The organism is Streptomyces sp. CA-251387, assembly GCF_050936625.1.
GTDB lineage: Bacteria > Actinomycetota > Actinomycetes > Streptomycetales > Streptomycetaceae > Streptomyces.
Window position 1 is genome coordinate 4280560 of record NZ_JBNJMJ010000001.1, and the last position, 20170, is coordinate 4300729.

Annotated in this window: 22 protein-coding genes and 1 pseudogene; 14 read left to right on the plus strand and 9 right to left on the minus strand. The window is 71.4% G+C overall.

Annotated elements, in window-relative coordinates; genetic code table 11:
- The first annotated feature begins 20 nt into the window (after window positions 1-20).
- On the plus strand, window positions 21-236 hold the full coding sequence (locus ACQEV2_RS18940; protein WP_433042517.1) for a hypothetical protein: 216 nt from the start codon (window positions 21-23) through the stop codon (window positions 234-236).
- A 39-nt stretch (window positions 237-275) separates the two neighbouring features.
- Here ACQEV2_RS18940 and ACQEV2_RS18945 read toward each other — a convergent pair whose 3' ends face one another.
- Window positions 276-866, minus strand: a complete 591-nt coding sequence (locus tag ACQEV2_RS18945) for a TetR/AcrR family transcriptional regulator (protein ID WP_433042520.1) — start codon at window positions 864-866, stop codon at window positions 276-278.
- Window positions 867-1012: 146 nt separating this feature from the next.
- Here ACQEV2_RS18945 and ACQEV2_RS18950 point away from each other — a divergent pair, with 146 nt between their 5' ends.
- Window positions 1013-2032 (plus strand): aldo/keto reductase, encoded by a 1020-nt coding sequence (locus tag ACQEV2_RS18950; protein ID WP_433042523.1) that lies wholly within the window; start codon window positions 1013-1015, stop codon window positions 2030-2032.
- A 15-nt stretch (window positions 2033-2047) separates the two neighbouring features.
- Window positions 2048-2926, plus strand: a complete 879-nt coding sequence (locus tag ACQEV2_RS18955) for an LLM class flavin-dependent oxidoreductase (RefSeq protein WP_433042526.1) — start codon at window positions 2048-2050, stop codon at window positions 2924-2926.
- A 2-nt stretch (window positions 2927-2928) separates the two neighbouring features.
- On the opposite strand, the gene ACQEV2_RS18960 is transcribed toward ACQEV2_RS18955, so the two are convergent.
- Both ACQEV2_RS18960 and ACQEV2_RS18965 read right to left on the minus strand, forming a co-directional pair.
- The gene (locus tag ACQEV2_RS18960) at window positions 2929-3135 is read right to left on the minus strand and encodes a DUF397 domain-containing protein (protein WP_433042529.1); all 207 of its coding nucleotides are present in this window, start codon (window positions 3133-3135) and stop codon (window positions 2929-2931) included.
- Complete coding sequence (locus tag ACQEV2_RS18965) at window positions 3132-4007, minus strand: helix-turn-helix domain-containing protein (RefSeq protein WP_433042532.1); 876 nt, start codon at window positions 4005-4007, stop codon at window positions 3132-3134. The genes ACQEV2_RS18960 and ACQEV2_RS18965 overlap by 4 nt, the downstream gene beginning before the upstream one ends.
- A 156-nt stretch (window positions 4008-4163) precedes the next feature.
- Here ACQEV2_RS18965 and ACQEV2_RS18970 point away from each other — a divergent pair, with 156 nt between their 5' ends.
- The 3 genes and pseudogenes from ACQEV2_RS18970 to ACQEV2_RS18980 all read left to right on the plus strand — a co-directional run bounded on the left by ACQEV2_RS18970 (window position 4164) and on the right by ACQEV2_RS18980 (window position 6423).
- Complete coding sequence (locus ACQEV2_RS18970; protein WP_433042535.1) at window positions 4164-4649, plus strand: ATP-binding protein; 486 nt, start codon at window positions 4164-4166, stop codon at window positions 4647-4649.
- A gap of 204 nt (window positions 4650-4853) precedes the next feature.
- Window positions 4854-5696: pseudogene (locus ACQEV2_RS18975) on the plus strand (helix-turn-helix domain-containing protein).
- A gap of 58 nt (window positions 5697-5754) precedes the next feature.
- Window positions 5755-6423 (plus strand): hypothetical protein, encoded by a 669-nt coding sequence (locus ACQEV2_RS18980; RefSeq protein ID WP_433042538.1) that lies wholly within the window; start codon window positions 5755-5757, stop codon window positions 6421-6423.
- A gap of 31 nt (window positions 6424-6454) precedes the next feature.
- Here ACQEV2_RS18980 and ACQEV2_RS18985 read toward each other — a convergent pair whose 3' ends face one another.
- Complete coding sequence (locus ACQEV2_RS18985; protein ID WP_433042541.1) at window positions 6455-7381, minus strand: DUF3027 domain-containing protein; 927 nt, start codon at window positions 7379-7381, stop codon at window positions 6455-6457.
- Window positions 7382-7767: 386 nt separating this feature from the next.
- On the opposite strand from ACQEV2_RS18985, the gene ACQEV2_RS18990 reads away from it, so the two are divergent.
- The 4 genes from ACQEV2_RS18990 (at window position 7768) to ACQEV2_RS19005 (ending at window position 11319) form a co-directional block, all read left to right on the plus strand.
- Window positions 7768-9195: an MFS transporter gene (locus tag ACQEV2_RS18990; RefSeq protein ID WP_433042544.1), complete on the plus strand. Its 1428-nt coding sequence runs from the start codon at window positions 7768-7770 to the stop codon at window positions 9193-9195.
- Between the two features lie 138 nt (window positions 9196-9333).
- The gene (locus ACQEV2_RS18995) at window positions 9334-9807 is read left to right on the plus strand and encodes a DUF2771 domain-containing protein (protein WP_433042547.1); all 474 of its coding nucleotides are present in this window, start codon (window positions 9334-9336) and stop codon (window positions 9805-9807) included.
- Window positions 9808-9833: 26 nt separating this feature from the next.
- Window positions 9834-10481 carry a futalosine hydrolase gene (locus tag ACQEV2_RS19000; protein ID WP_433042550.1) on the plus strand — a complete coding sequence of 216 codons (648 nt, stop codon included), beginning with the start codon at window positions 9834-9836 and terminating at the stop codon, window positions 10479-10481.
- On the plus strand, window positions 10471-11319 hold the full coding sequence (locus tag ACQEV2_RS19005) for a 1,4-dihydroxy-6-naphthoate synthase (protein ID WP_433042553.1): 849 nt from the start codon (window positions 10471-10473) through the stop codon (window positions 11317-11319). Before ACQEV2_RS19000 ends, ACQEV2_RS19005 begins: the two co-directional genes overlap by 11 nt.
- A gap of 9 nt (window positions 11320-11328) precedes the next feature.
- On the opposite strand, the gene ACQEV2_RS19010 is transcribed toward ACQEV2_RS19005, so the two are convergent.
- Window positions 11329-11712 (minus strand): cold-shock protein, encoded by a 384-nt coding sequence (locus ACQEV2_RS19010; RefSeq protein ID WP_004000281.1) that lies wholly within the window; start codon window positions 11710-11712, stop codon window positions 11329-11331.
- A 165-nt stretch (window positions 11713-11877) separates the two neighbouring features.
- On the opposite strand from ACQEV2_RS19010, the gene ACQEV2_RS19015 reads away from it, so the two are divergent.
- Entirely contained in the window at window positions 11878-12129 is a 252-nt protein-coding gene (locus ACQEV2_RS19015; protein ID WP_037887985.1) for a hypothetical protein, read from the plus strand.
- Here ACQEV2_RS19015 and ACQEV2_RS19020 read toward each other — a convergent pair.
- From ACQEV2_RS19020 to ACQEV2_RS19030, 3 genes are all read right to left on the minus strand, one after another.
- Window positions 12105-12749, minus strand: a complete 645-nt coding sequence (locus tag ACQEV2_RS19020; protein ID WP_433042558.1) for an HAD family hydrolase — start codon at window positions 12747-12749, stop codon at window positions 12105-12107. The genes ACQEV2_RS19015 and ACQEV2_RS19020 overlap by 25 nt on opposite strands.
- Before the next feature lie 78 nt (window positions 12750-12827).
- Window positions 12828-13853 (minus strand): hypothetical protein, encoded by a 1026-nt coding sequence (locus ACQEV2_RS19025; protein WP_433042561.1) that lies wholly within the window; start codon window positions 13851-13853, stop codon window positions 12828-12830.
- Window positions 13854-13928: 75 nt separating this feature from the next.
- Window positions 13929-15569, minus strand: a complete 1641-nt coding sequence (locus tag ACQEV2_RS19030) for a substrate-binding domain-containing protein (RefSeq protein ID WP_433042564.1) — start codon at window positions 15567-15569, stop codon at window positions 13929-13931.
- A gap of 199 nt (window positions 15570-15768) precedes the next feature.
- Between ACQEV2_RS19030 and ACQEV2_RS19035 the strand changes: the two genes are divergently transcribed.
- From ACQEV2_RS19035 to ACQEV2_RS19045, 3 genes are all read left to right on the plus strand, one after another.
- Window positions 15769-18300: a helicase-associated domain-containing protein gene (locus tag ACQEV2_RS19035; protein ID WP_433042567.1), complete on the plus strand. Its 2532-nt coding sequence runs from the start codon at window positions 15769-15771 to the stop codon at window positions 18298-18300.
- A gap of 176 nt (window positions 18301-18476) precedes the next feature.
- Window positions 18477-18605 carry a hypothetical protein gene (locus ACQEV2_RS19040; RefSeq protein ID WP_433042570.1) on the plus strand — a complete coding sequence of 43 codons (129 nt, stop codon included), beginning with the start codon at window positions 18477-18479 and terminating at the stop codon, window positions 18603-18605.
- A gap of 83 nt (window positions 18606-18688) precedes the next feature.
- Complete coding sequence (locus ACQEV2_RS19045) at window positions 18689-18898, plus strand: hypothetical protein (RefSeq protein ID WP_433042573.1); 210 nt, start codon at window positions 18689-18691, stop codon at window positions 18896-18898.
- Here ACQEV2_RS19045 and istB read toward each other — a convergent pair.
- Entirely contained in the window at window positions 18867-20096 is a 1230-nt protein-coding gene (gene istB / locus ACQEV2_RS19050; RefSeq protein WP_433042576.1) for an IS21-like element helper ATPase IstB, read from the minus strand. The genes ACQEV2_RS19045 and istB overlap by 32 nt on opposite strands.
- Window positions 20097-20170: the final 74 nt, after the last annotated feature.

The following is a 20170-nucleotide window of genomic DNA, read 5'->3' on the forward strand; positions in this document are numbered from 1 at the left end:
CTGCACGGGAGTGACGAACAATGCGGGACCTGATCGCGGAGGCCCTCGGTCAACTGGCCACGCTGGTCATCGGAATCGTCCTGTTCGTCTGGTGGGTCGGCGGTCCCGGGGTTACCGCCATCTTCTGGAGCATGGGCGAGAAGAGCTTCGCGCTCCAGTTCCTGGCGGCCTGGGCAGTCGTCACCGCGCTGTACCTCACCGCGTCCCGGCTGATCCGCCGGGCCCGGCGCGCTTGATCAGCGGCCCACCCCGAACATGGAGGTTCGGGCGGCCCGTCAGTGCGGCCGGCGCAGCCCCGCGACAAGGAGTTCGACCAGTCGGCGGGCGTCGTAGCGGGGGTCGCTGTCGGCGCCGATGCAGAGGTTGCCGACGCCACGCATGAGCTCGTAGGCCTCGATGCCGGAGCGGATCTCGCCGGAGGCGGCCGCGGCCTCGAGCAGCTCGGTGCAGACGGGCACGAGGCGGTCGAGGAAGTAGGAGTGGAGGGCCTCGAAGTCGGCGTTGCCGGACTGGAACACGGCGGCGAGTCCGTGCTTGGTGACCAGGAAGTCGACGAAGAGGTCGATCCAGCGCGCCAGTGCGGCGTGCGGGGTCTCGCTGGAGGCCAGCAGGGACGGACCGGCCTCGGCGCAGGCTTCGACCTGGTGCCGGTAGACGGCGATGATCAGGTCCGCCCGCGTCGGGAAGTGACGGTAGATCGTGCCCAGCCCGACCCCGGCTTCGGCCGCGATGTCGCGCACCGGCGCGTCCACGCCCTTCGCGACGAAGACCCGGGCGGCCGCGTCGAGCAGCGTCTCCTGGTTGCGCCGGGCGTCCTTCCGCCTGGGCGGGGCCGCGCGCCCGGCGCCCTCGTCGCTGTCGTCCACCGAGCCACTCCCTGTCATCCCGCATCCCGCATCCCGCTGCGCTGCTGCTCACGGTACGCCACGGGCTTGCCAAAGCGGAACAGCGTTCCGTATCGTCGGTCATCAATCCGGAACGATGTTCCGTTTCACTGTGAGGAGATACGGCCATGCAGTACCGCACCTTGGGCCGCACCGGAGTACAGGTCAGCGCCCTCGCGCTCGGCGCCATGAACTTCGGCGCGATCGGACGCACCACCCAGGACGAGGCCACCGCCCTCGTCGACACCGCCCTGGAGGCGGGGATCAACCTCATCGACACCGCCGACTGGTACGGCGGCGGAGAGTCGGAGGAGATGGTCGGCAAGGCCGTCGCAGGCCGTCGCGACGACATCGTGCTGGCCACGAAGGCGACCATGCCGATGGGCGAGGAACGCAACCACCAGGGCGGTTCACGCCGCTGGCTGGTCAAGGCACTGGACGACAGCCTGCGCCGCCTGGGCGTCGACCACATCGACCTCTACCAGATGCACCGCTGGGACCCGAACACCAGTGACGAGGAGACGCTGTCGGCCCTGACGGACCTCCAACGTGCCGGAAAGATCCGCTATTTCGGCTCCTCGACCTTCCCCGCCCACCGCATCGTCCAGGCCCAGTGGGCCGCCCGCGAGCACCACCTGAGCCGTTATGTCACCGAACAGCCCAACTACTCGATCCTCCAGCGCGGGGTGGAGGCCCACGTCCTGCCCGTGGCCGAGGAGTACGGGCTCGGTGTGCTGGTGTGGAGTCCGCTGGCCTCGGGCTGGCTGACGGGCGCGGTCCGCAGGGGCCGGGACGTCACCACGAACCGCTCGGCGTTCATGCCGGAGCGTTTCGACATGAGCCTTCCCTACAACCGGGCCAGGCTCGACGCCGTGGAACAGCTGGCGAAGGTCGCCGACGAGGCGGGCCTGACGATGATCCAGCTCGCCCTCGGCTTCGTGACCGCACACCGTGCCGTGACCAGCGCGCTCATCGGCCCCCGCACGCCGGAGCACTTGGAGTCGCAGCTCGCCGCCGCCGACACCGTGCTTCCGGCGGACGTACTCGACGCGATCGACGCGATCGTGGCTCCCGGGACGGACCTCGCGGCGCACGAGAAGTTCGACACTCCGCCGGCGCTGTTGGACGCGTCGCTGCGGCGCCGCTGAGAGCCGGACACCGTCATGCCCCACACCACGGCCACCGCGCCGCCCCGCTTCGGAATCATGACCGCGCCCATGCAGGTGTCGTACGAGGACGTCCTGCGCGTCTGGCAGGAGGCGGACGAGATACCCGAGATCGAGCACGCCTGGCTGTTCGACCACCTCATGCCGATCGCGGACCCCCCGGACGGACCGGCCTACGAGGGCTGGACCCTGCTCGCGGCCCTGGCCGCCCGGACCCGACGACTCCGCCTCGGCGTCCTGGTCACCAGCAACCGCTTCCGCCCGCCCGCGGTGCTGGCCAAGATCGCCACGACCGTCGACGTCATCTCCGGCGGCCGGCTCGACTTCGGCATCGGAGTCGGCTCACGCCCCGGCCATCCCCTGGCCCGACGCGAATACGAGGCCCACGGCCTCCCCTTCCACGACACCGCGCACGCCGTGGCCAGCCTCGCCGAAGCGTGCACCCTGATCCGGCGCCTGTGGACCGAGCCCGCCCCCTTCGACTTCCACGGCACCCACCACCACCTCACCGGCGCCTACGCCAACCCCAAACCCGTCCAGCGCCCCCACCCGCCCATCCTCATCGGCGGCCGCTCCTCCGCGACCCTGCGTGTGGCTGCCGAACACGCCGACGTGTGGAACATCCCTGGCGGCGACATCAGCGACGCGGTCCGCCGCAGCGCGCTACTGGACCGCTACTGCGCCGAGTTGGGCCGCGACCCGGCCTGCATCACCCGCTCGATCCACCTGCCGGTCTCCTACGACCACCCGGCCGCCACCCGGCACACGATCGCCGAGGCGCTCGACGCCGGGTTCCGCCACATCGTCCTGGGACTGCCGGCGCCGTATCCCGCCGGGGTCGCGCGGTGGGTCGCCGACGAGCTCATCAAGAACTAGAACTAGCTGACGTACGTGACGAACGCGGCCCAGGCCTCCGGCGCGAGGGTGAGTCGGGGGCTGGTGTCGCGGTACTTGGAGTCGCGGACGTGGATGGTGTGGGGGGCTAGCGCGATCTCGACGCAGGACTCTCCGTCGGTGCCGCCGCTGTAGCTGCTCTTGAACCACGCCAGTTCGGAGGCATCCCCCGCGGAGGCCTTGCGCATCATGTCTCTCCCAGCAGTTTCTCGATGAAGGCCAGCGACTCCCTTGGCGGGAGGGCCTGCGCCCGGATCGTGCCATACCGCAGCTCAAGGATGCGAAGCTGCCTTGGGTCAGAGACAGGCCGACCGTTGAACTTACCGTCGGAGCGCCCCACCGCCGTACCGTCCGGGAACTTCAGCAACTCGATCCTGCCGTCCAGCCCTGGATGCGGCTCGGTGTTCGTCGGCATGACCTGGAGCCAGACGTTATTCAACCGCCCCACCTCCAGCAGACGTTCGAGCTGCCGACGCCACACCATTGTGCCCCCAACCTTTCGGCGTAGCGGCGCCTCTTCCAGGACGAAGTGGACCGACGGGGCCGGGTCGCGTTCGAAGACCGACTGCCGGGCCAGACGAGCGGCGACCATACGTTCAACATCGTCCGGCGAGTACGGTGGCTGCGCCGCCCCGATGACGGCCCGGGCATGCTCCGGCGTCTGCAACAACCCCGCGATGATGTTGCACTCGTACACACCGATCTCAACCGCCTGGGCCTCCAGCTTCCCCAGCTCCCGCACCTTCTTTGGGTATCGGACCTTCTTCACGTCCTCCCACGTCGCCGAGATCAGCCCACCGGCCCCCAGCACCTCGTCGGCCCTGTCCAGGTACTCCTGCCGAGGAATCCGCTTCCCGCCCTCGATCTTGTAGACCATGTCCTCGCCGTACCCGACCGCCTTCCCGAAGTCGGCGGCCCGCATCCCGACCGCCTCCCGCCGCAACTTCAGCTGGCGTCCGACGGTGGCGATGACGGCGACACCCCACTCATCGTCCGGATCAACCTCCCAACCCGGCTCATCCGCCTCCGTCTTGAGCCGTCCCGCGTCCGCCTCGACCGTCATCCCGAAACCCCTCCGTCGTCCCGCCGCGATGCAGCAGCGCCCTACCCGCACGCCCGTCCCGACAGCCCGGACACGACCGGACAAGCTCCGGACAGTCACCGTACGCACCCGCTGAGTCACTGTTCACAGTAAGCACGCACGGCCACGCTGAGTGATGTGAATCAAGAAACCGCCGCCCCCACGGCCCAACTCGGCAACCCCATCCGCAACTTCAGCGTGCAGCTGTCCCCCACCCCACGCGGCGCCCGCCTCGCCCGCCTCCTCGCCACCGAACAACTCCGCAGCTGGGGCCTGCCGTTGGACCCGGCGGCGCACGTGGTCGCCGAGTTGGCGGCCAACGCGGTCACCCACGGCAGGATCCCCGGACGGGACTTCCTGCTCCTCCTCTACGTCGTCGGCGACACCGTCCGTATCGAGGTCACCGACACCCGCGCCGATCGGCTCCCACACCCCGAACGGCCCACCCCTGACGCGGAGTCGGGCCGCGGGCTTGCCATCGTCGAGGCGCTGGCCGACCGCTGGGGCGTCGCACCGGGACTGCCCCCGCGCAAGACGGTCTGGGCCGAAGTCGACCTCTCACCGGAACCCGGAAAACCGTGCTCCGGTGCCACGGGCGGCCTTCCCCAAGAAACACGAGGGTGAAAGAACCCGCACCAAACCCCACCCCTCCCTCCCGCTCGCGCCGCAAACTCACTCACCCGGGTGAACATCACCAACTCGGCTGGATTCGGGGCAGGTTGGCTGCCTTACGCTCGCCGCAACACAACCGCAGACATGCAACGGCCCTCGCCGGGACGGCAATCCCAGTGCGAGGGCCTGACCACCAAGGAAGAAGCGACCTTCCCGATGGACACCCAAAACCCTAGCGCGCCCACGCGCGCCCAGTCCCGTATCGCGGGCAAAAACCACCCCGCCGCGGGCGGCCTGATCCACGACAACACCCCCACACCACCCGCTTCACGGTGATCGGCAACCACCTCGCCCAGCACCCGGCGCTGTCGGGCCTCGCGATCGGACTGGCCGTCTACATCCAGTCCCTCCCCGGCGGCGCCCACGTCGACATCAAGACCCTCGCCGCCCGCTTCCCCGAGGGCAGGACCCGCATCGCCGCCGCCCTGCGCGAGCTGGAGACCCACGGCTACCTGCGCCGCGAACGCCGACGCATCCCCAACGGCCGCATCGTCACCCGCACGATCTCCTGCAACCAGCCCGGCCGCCGCCACGGGCAGGACCACCCGGCCCCCCCCGGAAGAAGCGAACCCCGACACCCCGCAACCCCTCCCCGCCGTCCCGCAACCCGCCTACTCGGCCCCGACCCTCCTCCGGACGGCAACCGACCTCCTCGCGGACCTCCGCCGCCACGACTCCCGCCTACTGCTCTCCGCCGGCGACACAGCCCATCTGGCTCCCGGCGTCGCGGCCTGGCTGGAACGCGACGTCACCCCCACCGCAGTACGCCACGCCCTGACCACCGACCTGCCACCGGAGCCCAAATGCCGCCCGGCGGCCCTCCTGGCCCACCGCCTCACCACCCAGCTACCGCCCCCACCCCCGTTCCGCGCGCCGGCACCACCGCCGACCGACCGGTACCCCTTCCAGACCTGCGAAGCCTGCGACCGAGCCTTCCGCGTACCGTTGGCCGACCGCTGCCGCGACTGCCGTATGCCCGAGCCCGTACCGGCCGCCTGAGCGGCAGCCCAGTCAGAACACACCGACGAAAGACCCGAAACCGCACTCCCACGAGGTGATGCACCGCATCTTCCAGGACTATCCGGGGCTCTTCTCCGGGGTCTCCGAGGTGCTGGGCATCGACTTCGCCCCGCCCACCTCGGTCACCATCCTGCCCAACGACCTCACCGACGACGAGCCGTTGCTCCTTGCGATCGAGGCCCAAGGCCGGAAGGACCCGGACAAGCCCGCGAGCTGGGCGTACTACGCCTCGTACTTACTCACGAAGTACCGGCTGCAGCCGATGCTGCTGGTCGTCTGCCAGGACCGCGGCGGTCCCGCCACCAGCGGGCGCAGGGCGATCACCCACGCCAAGAATCCAGACGCCGGGGCCATACTGAAGGCAGTGACGACCGTGCTGCGGGACGCACCGCAGGCCATCGCAGACCCGATCATCGAACTCATCTCACAAGGCTTGGGCAAGCGCCCGGCTGCGGAACTCTGGAGGAACCTGGTGGCCGTGGACCTCCCCTTCTACAAGTCGTACATCGCAGAAGAGATCCGGGACGAGGGCCGGGCTGAAGGCCGGGCCGAGGACGTCCTGGACGTCCTGGACGTGCGGGGCAACCATGTCTCCGAAGCGGTCCGCGAACGCATCACCGCCTGCGGCGACCCCGAGACCTTGCGCCGCTGGCACCGACGCGCCGTCACGGCCCCGACAGCCGAAGAGATCTTCGAAGCCGAGTAGTCAGTAGCCACGGTCGGCGGAACGGACGTCGCTACGAGTGCCCCAGCTCCGCCGAATCCTCGTCCGCCGAAATCGGCACCGACCCCGAATCCGCCGCCGGCCGCAGCGGGAACGGGTCCACCCGGGTCTCGTCGATCACCGGCGGAGCCGGACGCGGCGGCTTCGGCATGACCGCGGCCTCGGAGTGGCCGCCGCAGCCGTACGTCAGGGACACGACGTGGCCGTCGGCCGGGGAGAACTCGTTCGCGCAGACGCCGAAGGCCTGGCCCAGGGAGCCGCCGATCGGGACCAGGAAGCCGCAGGAGACGCAGGAGGCCGGTGCCGCCTGGGCCATGGGGGTCTTCGCGCCGTACCCCTCCTCCCAGCGGTCCGCGGCGACATGGAGGCCGTAGCGGGACAGGACGCGGGCGCGGCGCAGGCCCAGTTCCTCGGCGACGGCCGCGATCGTGCCGCGGGAGGGGGCGACGGGAAGGTTCGCGGGGGCGGCGCCCGTGACCTCCGCGTCCTCGGCCTCGACCAGCTCCGCCATCTCCTCCGAGACGGCCGAGTTCGGCCCCGGCTCGTCCACGCCGGTGAAGCCGGGCTCCAGCCGGAGATCCTCGGCGTCCGTGGGAAGCAGGTCGCCGGGGCCCATGTCGCCGGGGCGCAGGCGCTCGCTCCACGGCACCCACTCGGGCGCCAGCAGTGCGTCCGGACCCGGCAGCAGCACCACCTCGTCCAGCGTCACGATCTTCGCGCGCGACGCCCGGGCCACCGTCACCGCCCAGCGCCAGCCGCGGTACCCGAGCTCCTTGCACTCGAAGAAGTGCGTGACAACGCGGTCGCCCTCGGAGATCAGACCCGCGTGCTCGCCGACCACGCCGGGCGCGGCGGCCTCCTCGGCTGCACTGCGGGCGAGGTCGACCGCCTCGGCGCACAGACGGTCGGGGGTGCGGCTTCGCGTTGTCGCTGCGCTCACAGGTATCGCTTCTCTCCTACGCCGTCTCTCGGGTGCGGTCCTCGAGGGCGATGGAACGGACGGAGCGGACCTGTGGGCCGCGTCGACGTCCGCGTCCGAATCGCCTCGGGCGCACCTACGTCATCCATTGTGCGGGATGGCTGAGATACGCACGCTACCTGTTCGCGAGCGCTGGGCCTACACCGACGGCCCTTTCACCGTGCGCGGCGGCCGACAGAAGCCCGCGGAACCCGTGCCGCCGACCTGAGAGTTGCCCTCCGCCGACCTTGCGCCGACCCTCCGCCGACCCGCCGGCGCCCTTCCGGCAACCTGAGACTTGCCCATCGGTTCCCCCCATACGCGCCGTAACCGCACTACCCACCCCCATCTCGGGGCACTATTGCGTCGTGGCAACCGCGAGGCCGCCCCAAGGAGCCACCGGTGTCGGTGGGGCCAAGGGCGGCCGGAGTCGAGGCGGCGGAACGGGCCGGATGGGCGGCTCCCTCCGCGCGGTCGGCCGCGCCCTGCACTTCCCCGTCACCGGGACCGCCCGCGGCATCCGCAAGGCGACGCACGCGCAGGGCGCCGGCGAGTCCGGCCTCGGCAAGCTGATCGAACTGCACGGCGTGAACGGCGCCGGCGACATGATGATCACCGTCGCGCTCGCCTCCACCGTCTTCTTCTCCGTCCCCACCGACGAGGCCCGTGGGCGCGTCGCGCTCTACCTCGGCATCACCATGGCGCCGTTCACGCTCCTCGCCCCCGTGATCGGCCCCCTCCTCGACCGCCTCCCGCACGGCCGCCGCGCGGCGATGGCGGGCGCGATGCTCGCCCGGGCGCTCCTCGCCCTGGTGCTGTCCAGCGCCGTCGTCAGCGGCGACCTCCAGCTCTATCCGGCCGCACTCGGGGTGCTGGTCGCCTCGAAGGCGTACGGGGTCGTCAGAAGCGCCGTGGTGCCCCGTCTCCTCCCACCCCGCTTCTCCCTCGTGAAGGCCAATTCACGGGTCACGCTCGGCGGGCTGCTCGCCACCGGCATCGCCGCGCCCATCGGCGCCGGGCTCCAGGCGATCGGGCCGCGCTGGCCGCTCTACGGCGCCTTTGTGATCTTCATCGCCGGTACGTTCCTGTCCTTCTCGCTCCCGCACAAGGTCGACTCGGCCAAGGGCGAGGACACCGCGCTGCTGGCGGCCGACGAGCAGCATCTGCACGGACCGCACCTCAAGCCCGTCAAGCGCCCCGGGCTGCGCACGGTCGGCATCGCCGTCACCCACGCCCTCGGCGCCAACGCCGCCCTGCGCTGCCTGTCCGGCTTCCTGATCTTCTTCCTCGCGTTCCTGCTGCGCGAGCACCCGATGTCCGGCCAGAGCGCCGCCGTGTCGCTGGGCATAGTGGCCGTCGCGGCCGGGGTCGGGAACGCGTGCGGTACGGCGGTCGGGGCGTGGCTCAGGTCCCGCGCGCCGGAGATCATCATCGTGACCGTCGTGGGCTTCGTGCTGGCCGTGGCGATCACGGCCGCGGCCTTCTTCGGTGCCGTCCTGGTGGCGTTCCTCGCGGCCGTCGCCGGGTTCGCACAGGCGCTGGGCAAGCTGTCGCTGGACGCGCTGATCCAGCGGGACGTGCCGGAGCTGGTCCGCACGTCGGCGTTCGCGCGCTCGGAGACGCTGCTGCAGATGTCCTGGGTGCTCGGCGGCGCGGTCGGCATCGTGCTGCCGCTGAGGGGTTCTTTCGGGCTGCTGGTCGGCGCGGCGATCGTCGCCGTCGGCTGGGTGACCACCGTCAAGGGCCTGATCGGCTCGGCCCGGCACGGCGGCCACGCACGGCCGCGGGTGAACTGACACGCCTCGGTGCCTCCCCGACGTACGCCCTGCCTGCCGCCTCGGCGGCTGCGTGACATACGCCCCGACGCCTCCGTGACGCACGGCACGCCGCCCCCACGTAGAGAGAGCGCCATACGCGCCCGATAGCCTTCCGCCATGACCACGCTGCAATCCGTTGTGCGACGCCGCCGCGCGCTCGCCGCCGCCGGCGCCGTTTCCGCCGGACTGCTCCTGCTGTCGGCCTGCGACGAGCCGACGCCCCTGGCCACGGTCACCGTCGGCACCTCCTCCGTCCACGCGGAGGCGACCTGCGGTGGTGAGGGCGACGCCCTGAAGCCCGCTGACCTGGGGAAGTGCCTGAAGGACAAGGGCATCGAGTCCATCAAGGTCGACCCCGACGAGACCGTGCGCTTCGGTGTCGACCCGGAGATCGCCGACGAGGGCTGGACCATCCTCATGAACGGCCAGCCGCTCACCGACTCCAGCAAGAAGACCTACCGCACCATCCCGGGCAGCGTGTTCTTCAACGCCCAGTACGGCGCCAGCGGCGACTCGACGCTGGTGTCGATCAAGGAGGGCGAGAAGGACGTGACGGGTCTGTGGTCCTTCAAGCTCAAGAAGGACAGCTGACCACGTCTGCCGTAGTACGTGTCCTGGTGGCCACCGCCGTCCCTGCGGAGAGGGACGCGGTGGCCCGGGCGCTCTCGGTCCCCGGCATCGACGTGATCGCCGCCGGTGTGGGCCCGGCCCTCGCCGCCGCCTCCACCGCCACGGCCCTCACCACCGCCACCCTCGAAGGCGCCCCTTACAGCCTGGTCGTCTCGGCCGGGATCGCCGGCGGCTTCACCCCCCACGCCCCGGTCGGCTCCCTCGTCGTCGCCGACGAGATCACCGCCGCCGACCTCGGCGCGGAGACCCCCGACGGCTTTCTGCCCGTCACCGAGCTGGGCTTCGGCACCGTCACCCACCGTCCGCCGGAAGCACTCGTACGAGAGGTCGCGACCGCCACCGGCGCGCGCCCCGGCGCCGTCCTCACCGTCTCCACCGTGACCGGCACCGCCGTCCGCGCCGCACGGCTGCGCGAGCGCCACCCCACCGCCCTCGCCGAGGCCATGGAGGGCTTCGGCGTCGCCGAGGCCGCGGCCGCGCACCGCACGCCCGTGCTGGAGCTGCGCGCGATCTCCAACCCCGTCGGCCCCCGCGACCGCGCCGCCTGGCGCATCGGCGACGCGCTGGCCGCGCTGACCGAGGGCTTCGGGAAGCTCGCGCCCGTACTGGAGAGTTGGAACCCGCATGAGCAGTGAGCCGTTGCAGATCGCGTACTCCCCCTGCCCGAACGACACCTTCGTCTTCGACGCCCTCGCCCACGGCCGCGTCCCCGGCGCCCCCGCCCTCGACGTCACCTTCGCCGACATCGACATCACCAACGGCATGGCCGAGCGCGGCGAGTTCGACGTGCTGAAGGTGTCGTACGCCGTGCTGCCGTACGTCCTCGACGAGTACGCCCTGCTGCCGTGCGGGGGTGCGCTGGGGCGGGGTTGCGGCCCGCTGGTGCTGACCCGCGAGCCGGGCCTGGACCTGACGGGCCGTACGGTCGCCGTGCCGAGCGAGAAGTCGACGGCGTATCTGCTGTTCCGCCTCTGGGCCGCCGACACGCTCCCCGCCGGGGTCGGCGAGATCGTCGTCCTGCCGTTCCACGAGATCATGCCCGCCGTGCGGGACGGGAAGGTCGACGCCGGGCTCGTCATCCACGAGGCGCGGTTCACGTACCAGAACTACGGGCTGCACAAGCTCGCCGACATGGGCGAACACTGGGAGCACACCACCGGGCTGCCCATCCCGCTGGGCGCGATCATCGCCAAGCGGTCACTGGGCGCGGACACACTGCGGCTGCTCGCCGACTCCATCCGTAAGTCCGTGAAGGCCGCCTGGGACGACCCCGAGGCCTCCCGGCCGTACGTCATGGAACACGCCCAGGAGATGGACCCGGCCGTCGCCGACCAGCACATCGGGCTGTACGTCAACGAGTTCACGCACGACCTCGGCGTGGACGGCTACGCGGCCGTGCGGGGACTGCTCACTCGTGCGGCGGCCGAGGGGCTGGTGCCGCCCCTCGGCCCGGATGCGCTGGATTTCCCGTAAGGGTGAAGGTCATACGTCGAGCTGGTCGGCGACCGCCCTCAGCAGACCTGCGATCTTCTTGCCGGCGGCCTTGTCGGGGTAGCGGCCTCGCTCCAGCATCGGCGTGATGTTTTCGAGGAGGGTCGTCAAATCCTGGACGATCGACGCCAGCTCGTCCGGCTTCTTCCGCTGCGCCGCCGCGACCGAAGGGGTCGGGTCGAGCAGGGTGACCGAAAGGGCCTGGTCGCCGCGCTGACCGGCGACGACCCCGAACTCCACTCGCTGTCCCGGCTTGAGTGTGTCTACTCCGGCGGGGAGGACCGAGGAATGGACGAAGACGTCACCGCCGTCGTCGCGGGAGAGAAAGCCGAAGCCCTTCTCGCTGTTGAACCACTTGACCTTGCCGGTAGGCACGTCTGTCCTCGTCCTCGTACTCGTCGGAAAACTGCTTCTGAAAACGGCTCTTGATAGCACTACAGCGGGTCGACCATGACCCGCCGGTACCAAGGCTAATGGTCCCGTGGCCCGTGACAAGACGTCGCCCGGTTGTTCCCTCGCGCAGGGAACTACCCTGGTCCGGTGCGTGACAAAACCCAAACGAATTCCGCCGCTCCCGGTGACCGGCTGATCCGTGCCGGAGCGGTCGTCTTCTTCATCGGTGCCGTGGCCACTCTGGTCACGGTGGCGCCGTTCCTGCTCGGTACGACGCCATTTCCGACGTACATGTTCGGACTGAGCATGCTCATGGGCGTCGGATTCCTCGTCGCGGGAGCGGGTGTGCTCCGCTCTGTCGCGGCCGGGAGGCGTCAGGCGCGGGGCGCGTCCAGGTAGCCGGTGAGCCAGTCCGGGAACGTCGTCAGGTCCGTGAGGACCACGTCCGCGCCGAGTGCGTGCAGCTGATCGGTGCCGTAGGGGCCGGTGGCCACGGTGACCGACAGTGTGCCGGCGGCTCGGGCGGCTCGTACGTCACCCGCGTGGTCGCCGACGTATATGGCTGCGCCGTACTCGCGCAGGGCCTCCGCCTTCTGCTCGGCCCAGAGGTTGCCTATGACTGCGTCCGGGTCGATGCCGAGATACTTCAGGTGCAGCTTGGCGTTGGGCTCGTATTTGGCGGTGACGACGATCGCGCGACCGCCGGTCTCTTGTACAGCGGTGATCGCCTCGCGGGCGCCGGGGAGCGCAGGCGTGGCGGCGATGGCGATCGTGGGGTACATCTCGCGGTACAGGTCGGCCATGGCGGGGACGTGTTCCGCCGGGAACCAGTTGACCAGCTCCTCCTCCAGGGGTGGCCCCAGGCGGGTGATCGCCAGGTCGGCGTCGATGTATGTCCCTGTCCGCTCGGTCAGTGCCGTGTAGCAGGCGTGGATGCCCGGGCGGGAGTCGATGAGGGTCATGTCGAGGTCGAAGCCGACGGTCACGGGGAGCGGGGTCGTGTAGGCCATATGGGTCATTGTGCCCAGTAGCTCGGTCGTATCCGTTGTGTGGCGACTGCGGGTCGTGGGGGTTGATCGCGCGGTTCCCCGCGTCCCTTAGGTCTCCTTCTGCGAACGCCAGACGATGAACAGGGCCGATGCCACCGCCGCCCCCCGCACCACCCACGGCCACGTCTCGGCGAGCGCGGCGTTCGTCTGGCCCTCGGTGATCGGGGTGCCCCAGCGGCCGTTGGTGCGGCCCCAGAGCCAGACCACGCCTGCAGTGAGGGAGAGGCCGGGCAGGATGACGACCGCCCATTTGGTCTCGGCGTCGGACAGGCGGCGTGAGCCCCAGGCGATGAGCCAGCCGAGGAGCAGGACGATGAGGTTGCCGAGGATGGCGCCGGTGACGAGGAGGGCCGCGGCGAGCAGGAGGAGGGGGTTGCTCCAGCGGGTGGTCGGGAGGGTCGGGCGGGGGATGAGGCGGCGGCGACGGCGGGCCGCCGGGTCCGCGTCCTCGGGCTTCTCCAGCGCGGCCGGGGCGGGGGCCTCGGCCGGCTCCTTCTTTCGTAGCCGGGCCTCGTCCTGCGTGGGTGGGCGCCTGAGCATCTCCGGGACCTCGATGCCGCCGACGAATCCGGGGACGTCCTCTCCGGGGCCGAAGGAGCTACTGTCCACCCGCCACCAGTCGGCCTGGGTCGCGCTGCCCCCGAGGTCCGCCGTACTGGCGAGGTGGGGCGGCGGAGGGGCCTCGTCCGGGGCCGCCGCGGGCTCGGCGGGGCGGGGGCGGGGCACGATGCGGCGCAGGCCCTTGGGGCGGTCCTCGGCCGCCGCGCCGTCCCGGCTGTCCGGCCGTGGCTGCCTCTGCGGCTGTACGGGCACGGAGGTGACGGGAGGCTGAGGAGCGGGCGCGGCGTTACCGCCGGCGGCGGCGACGACCTCGTCCGGGGTGCCGAGGCGGGCGATGATGCGGCGGACGGCGGCGGGGCTGTCGACGGGGGCCTTGGCGCGCCGCCGGTCGATCTCGCCCCGCAGCTCGGACACCAGGCGCATGCGGGTGGCCGACGGCAGCTGTCGCTGCTGGGCCACGTCGCCGACGCGGCTCAGATACTCGTAGACGACCTGGTCGCTCTCGATCCCCACGAAGTCCCCTCCGGGGTGGGTGCGTTGGATACCCCGTAGGACGACGTTAGCGCAGGACAGGAAGGACGCGGCGGCTCAGAGCGGGCGGCACTCGCCCGAGTTCTGCACTTCGGAGCAGAGGCCGTGGCCGTGGGCGCGGAGGATGTCGCGGCCGCTCTGCTGGGTGAGGAAGTTCAGGAAGGCCGCGGCGACGGAGCCGGCCGGGGCCTCGCCGTAGGTGTAGGCGAACTCGGTCTGCCAGTAGGGGTAGTTGGTGTCCTCGACGCCTTCCGCCGTCGGTCTGCGGCCGTCGATCGTCAGCTTGACGAGGCTGCCGGCGGCCTTGTGGCCGTCGACTCCGGTGGCCTCGCTGTAGCCGATGGCGCCGGGGGTGGCGGCGGTCCTGTTCAGCATCGTGTCCGTGCTGCTGACCTCGCAGCGGCCGTACTGTTTCGGCTTCAGGGCCGCGCAGTCGGTCACGGTGAACTGGGGTGGTTCCTTGCCGCCCAGGACCTTGGCGACGAGGGTGCTGCGCGTGCCCGAGCCGGGGTCGCGGTTGACGAGGTGGACGGGGACGTCGTTGCCGCCGATCGCGGACCAGTTCTGGACCCGGCCGGCGAACACCTCGCGTATCTGCTCCAGTTTCAGGTTCTCCACGCCCGCGTCCTTGTTGACGACCAGGGTGAACACGGACAGCGCGACGGGCCTGGGGATCAGCCGGGGGTGGCCGTCGGAGGCGAGGCCGTCGGTGAAGGCGATGTGGTCGGCGAGGCCCGCGCCGACCGGGACGTCGGCGTCCTTGCCGGCCTTGTCCAGGTCGGTGACGCCGTCGGTGCTGCCCTTGAAGGTGTCGTCCGCGAGCGGGATGTGCACGTCCGCCCCGTCGCACCTCTCGAGGTAGTCGCGTGCGGCGGCGCGCACGGCGGGCGCGAAGGCGGTGGAGCCGTGCAGGTGGAGGGTGCCGCCGACGCAGTCCAGCGGGGGCCGTCGGTCGTTGCGGAAGAAGAGCGTGAAGGAGGCCTGGACGACGACGGCCGCGATCAGGATCCAGATGACCCACCATGCGGGCCGGGACGCGAAGACATGGCTCTCGGTCCTGGTCGCCTTCAGCCGCAGCAGCCGCACCAGCGGGTCGTACCAGCGGTCCTGCCCGTCGGTGCCCCGGACGACCGGATCCGGGAACGGGTCGGTGCCGTTGTCGTCGGGCCAGCGTTCCAGCACGACGAGCACCTTGTACTCGGCGCCCCGGGGCAGCGTCACCTTCGGCAGCCGGATGATGCCCGTGCGCTCCCGCTCGTTGTTGTTGCGGCGGAAGCCGGGTTTGGCGACGTTGCGGACGGTGTCGCCTTCCGTCACTTCCTCGAAGAAGAAGTCGCGCAGCGCGTCGTCACTCGGATCGGTGAGGACCACGGCCGCGACCCGGCGGTCCCGGAAGGTGACCTTGATGCCGTAGGGATCGGCGGGGTCGGCGAGATAGTCGTCGGACACGATCTTGGTCGACCCTGCGTTCTCGATGCGCAGCAGGACGAACGAGGGGTCCTTGAGCTGGTGGCCGTCGTGCCGCATGTCCCCCAGCACGTCGGCGTACGGCTTGTCGGCCGCGTCCGCGGCCATGGTGTCCATCTGCACCCGGTAGCCGAGCCGCTTGCGGCCCACGATGGCGAACTCCCACAGGAACGCCGCGACGGGAAACGTGAGACTCAGGATCGCGATCCACTGCTCGGCCTGCTCGCTCACCGCTGCCCCCCGAATTCCCTTGAGCCGTGAAGTAGTTGACCGGGAGCCCAGGGTGACCAGTGGGTGTGGGGAGTTGCCAGAGGTGCCGGAATCCTCCGGGTGATGTTCATCCGGGGGCCATCTGCGCAACGTTCCGTTCGCTCGGGAGGCACCGCGCAGACCCCCCTGCGCCGTCCCTCCAGCCGGTAACGTGAGTCGGATGAGCGACCCGGCTACACCGCCCCGTTCCCTCGCGGAAGCGCTCCGCGCGCGGGACGACGCCTCCCTGGCCGTGCTTCTGCGCAGCCGGCCCGACCTCATCACCCCCGTGCCGACCGACCTCACCCAGCTGGCGACCCGCGCCGGCACGCGGGCCTCCGTCGTGCGCGCCCTGGAGCGGCTGGACCGTTTCGCGCTGCAGGCGGCGGAGGCGCTGGCCGTGGCGGCGGACCCGGCGACGTACGACGAACTGCTCGGGCTGATGACCGGCGACGAGGGCGATCCGACGGTGGCCGGCGCGCTGCCGCACGCCGTGGGCACCCTGCGCGACCAGGCCCTGGTGTGGGGCGACGACGACCGGCTGCGCCTCGTCCGCACGGCACGCGAGCTGCTCGCGCCCTCGCCGCAGCATCCGTCACCGACGGGGCTCGGGCCGACCGTGCAGGAGGCGACGGCGGGCATGTCGCCGGGGCGGATCCAGGAGATCGTCACGACGGCCGGGCTGCCCTCGACCCACGACGCGGTGTCCGCCGTGGCCTCGCTCACCGCCCTGTTCAGCGACCGGCGGCGCATGGCGGCCCTGCTGGCGGACGCGCCGGAGGAGTCCCGGGAGGTCCTGTCCCGGCTGGTCTGGGGGCCGCCGTACGGCCGGGTCACCGCCGATCCGGCACCCCGCCTGCGCTGGCTGCTGGACCGCGGCCTGCTGCTGCCGACGGCGCCCGGCACGGTCGTCCTCCCCCGCGAGGTGGCCCTGCATCTGCGCGCGGGCCGCGCGCACCGCACCACCGAGCCGCTGCCGCCCCCGATCGAGCCGGCCGCGACGCACCGTCCACAGGTTGTGGACACGACGGCGGCCGGGCAGGCGTACACGGCGCTGGCGACCGTCGAGGAGCTGCTGAAGGACTGGGACGAGGGCGGGCCGGCCGTGCTGCGGGCCGGTGGGCTCAGCGTGCGCGACCTCAAGCGCACCGCCGTCGCCCTGGACGTGTCCGAGCCCGTCGCCGCCTTCTGGGTCGAGCTGGCCTACACCGCGGGCCTGCTCGCCTCCGACGGCGAGGCCGACGAGCGGTACGCGGCGACCCCCGGCTACGACGAGTGGCGGGAGCAGCCCGCGGCCCAGCGCTGGGCGCGGCTGGCGGAGGCGTGGCTGACGGCGACGCGCACGGCCGGGCTGGTCGGCGGGCGGGACGCGAAGGACCGTACGTTGTCGGCGCTGGGCCCGGGGCTGGACCGCTCCGCCGCGCCGGAGGTACGGCACCGGGTGCTGACCCTGCTCGCCGGGCTGCCGGAGGGGACGTCCCCGTCCGCCGAGTCGGTGCTGGCGCGGCTGCGCTGGGAACGGCCGTTGCGCGGGCCCCAGCAGGACGACGACCTGCGCAGTCGCCTCGCCCGGTGGACGCTGAACGAGGCGGAGCTGCTGGGCGTGACCGGGCGAGGGGCACTGTCGGCGCAGGGGCGGGCACTACTGGGGGCACGGCCACCGGAACCCGTGCCCGAGAACCCGGTCGGCCCCGGCGACAAGCTCCCCGTCCATCACCGCCCCACCCCGGCTCCCGAGCCCCTCTCCCCCGCCGAGCAGGCCGCGGCCACCGCTGCCGCCGCCCGCCTCCTCGCCCCGCTCCTCCCCGAGCCGCTCGACCACGTCCTCCTCCAGGCCGACCTCACCGCCGTCGCGCCCGGCCCGTTGCAGCGGCCGCTCGCCGACATGCTGGGGGTGCTCGCGGACGTCGAGTCGAAGGGCGGGGCCACGGTGTACCGGTTCACGCCGGGCTCGGTACGCCGCGCGCTCGACGCCGGGCGCAGCGCCTCCGACCTGCACGCGTTTCTCGCCGAGCACTCGCGTACGCCGGTGCCGCAGCCGCTGGCGTATCTGATCGACGACGTGGCCCGTAAGCACGGGCATCTGCGGGTGGGTGCGGCGTCGGCGTACGTCCGCTGCGACGACGACGCGATGCTGAACGAGATCCTCGCCGACAAGCGGGCCGCGGGCCTGCGCCTGCGCCGTCTCGCGCCGACGGTGCTGGCCGCCCAGGCGGACCCGGCCACGCTGCTGGAGGGCCTGCGCGCGATGGGCTTCGCGCCGGCCGCCGAGTCGGCCGAGGGCGACGTCCTGATCACCCGCGCCGACGCCCACCGCACCCCGCCGCGCACGGCCCCCGAGCCGGTCCCGGACGGCCCGCCGACGCCGGACGCCACCCTGCTGACGGCCGCGATCCGTGCCATCCGCGCGGGCGACCTCGCCTCCACCACACCGCGCAAGCCGAGCGCGACGGAAGCTCCCGTGACCGGCGGTGAGCTGCCCCGCACCACCTCGGCGGAGACCCTCGCCACCATGCAGGCCGCCGTCCTGACCGGCGAGGCGCTGTGGATCGGGTACGTCAACGCCGAGGGCGCCGCGAGTCAGCGGGTCATCGCGCCGGTGCGGGTCGAGGGCGGGTTCGTGACGGCGTACGACCACACCGCGGACGAGGTGCGGACGTATCCGCTGCACCGGATCACCGGCGTGGCCGAGCTCGCGGACGACCAGCTCTGACGGCGGCCCGGACAGCTGCTCGTTCGGGTGTACGCGGGAGTTCATGCACGCCACGCCGGGCGTTTCCAACTCTTGAGGGACCTTTCAGGTCTTTCCGCATCGCGTCGCGCGACGCAGGGCAGCCACCGGATGTCCTGATCACGCTCAAGTGAGCGCAACAGAGAGGTAGTTGTCCCATGCGCACAGCTCGCCGTCTTGCCACCGTCCTGGCCGCCGCGGCCCTGCTGATCGGTGCCGCCACCACGCAGGCCGCGGCGGTCAGCGTCGACATCGCCGGGCTGGTCATCGAAACACCGCAGATCTGACGCGACCGCAGCGCACCTTTCGGGCCGGTCCCGGCGTCCCAGGGCCGGCCCGCCCTCCGTACCCGAAAGGCCCCGAAGTCCCCATGCGTTCGAAGCACCAAGTCCACACCCGTACCGGCGTCGCCGTCGCCGCCGTCCTCCTCGCCGGCGTACTGGCCCCCGTGGCCGCCGCGGCCCCCGCCGCCGCCCTGCCGCTGCCCCTCCCGGGTCCGGCGGCGGAGTCCCTGATCACCGAAGGCGTCACCATCGAGGGACCGCTGATCAACAACCTCGGTCTGCCCACGCTGAAGTAGCGCGGCGCATCCGGTAGCTGTCCCCGTCGATCCGTACGACCTCGGCGTGGTGGGCCAGCCGGTCCACCATCGCCAGTGCGGAGGGACCGCCGAAGATCTCGTCCCAGCGGCCGAGCGGTCGGTCGCTGGTCACGATCAGCGAGGCCCGTTCGTAGCGATGCGCGATCAGCTGGAAGAACAGGGCCGTGGTCTCCGCGTCGAAGGGGGTGTAGCCGACCTCGTCGACGATCAGCACGGCGTGGTCGTCCAGCGCCGCCAGTTCCTCGTCGAGCCGCCCGGCGTCCCGTGCGCCGGTCAGCCGGGCGGCCCACTCGGCGGCGGTCGCGAACAGCACCGTGTGCCCGGCCTGACAGGCCCGCACGCCGAGGCCGACGGCCAGATGCGTCTTGCCGGTGCCGGGCGGGCCGACGAAGACCACGTTCCGGCGGGCGGCGACGAAGTCCAGCTTGCCGAGCCGGGCCACGGTCTCCCGGTCGAAGGAGCGGGGATGCTCGGAGTCGAAGTCCTCCAGCAGCTTGCGAGCCGGGAACCCGGCGGCGCTCAGCCGCTCCTCCGCGCTGGGCTCGTCCTCGCGTGAGGCGGCCTGAGCCGGGACGAAGACCTTCTCGGCGGGCGCCTCGGGAGTCTGGTCGCCGGGCGGCGCCTGCTGATGACCCCGCTCGGCGTGCGCGGCCATCGGGCCCGACATGTACGCCAGGATCGCCGCCGAGGCGATGAACGCCATGTGGATCACCGTGCCCCACAGCAGTGAGTGGCGCGAGGTGTGGTGGACGTCCACGAACATCTGGAGCAGATGGACGGAGGAGATGCCCACGATGGCCGTGGCGAGCTTGACCTTCAGTACGTTGGAGTTGACGTGCGAGAGCCATTCCGGCTGGTCGCGGTGGCCCTGGAGGCCGATGCGGGAGACGAACGTCTCATAGCCCCCGACGATCACCATGATCAGCAGGTTGGCGATCATGACGACGTCGACGAGCTTGAGCACGGCGAGCATGACGTACGTCTCGGTGGCCCGCCCGGTCACGCAGCGGAGCACTAAGGTCCACAGCTCGTTGAAGAACTTGTAGACGTACACCCCCTGCGCGGCCACGAGACCGAAGTAGAGCGGGGCCTGCAGCCAGCGGGTGGCGAACAGGGCGTACCCGAGGGTGGTGGTGGTCGGCGACGGATCACGACTGATGGGCGGCACGGTCGGCATTCTTCGCAGCCGCCGCCGTACAGGTGAAACCGCGCCACTCACAAGGATGAAAAGACATCCTGTAGGACTCCGGA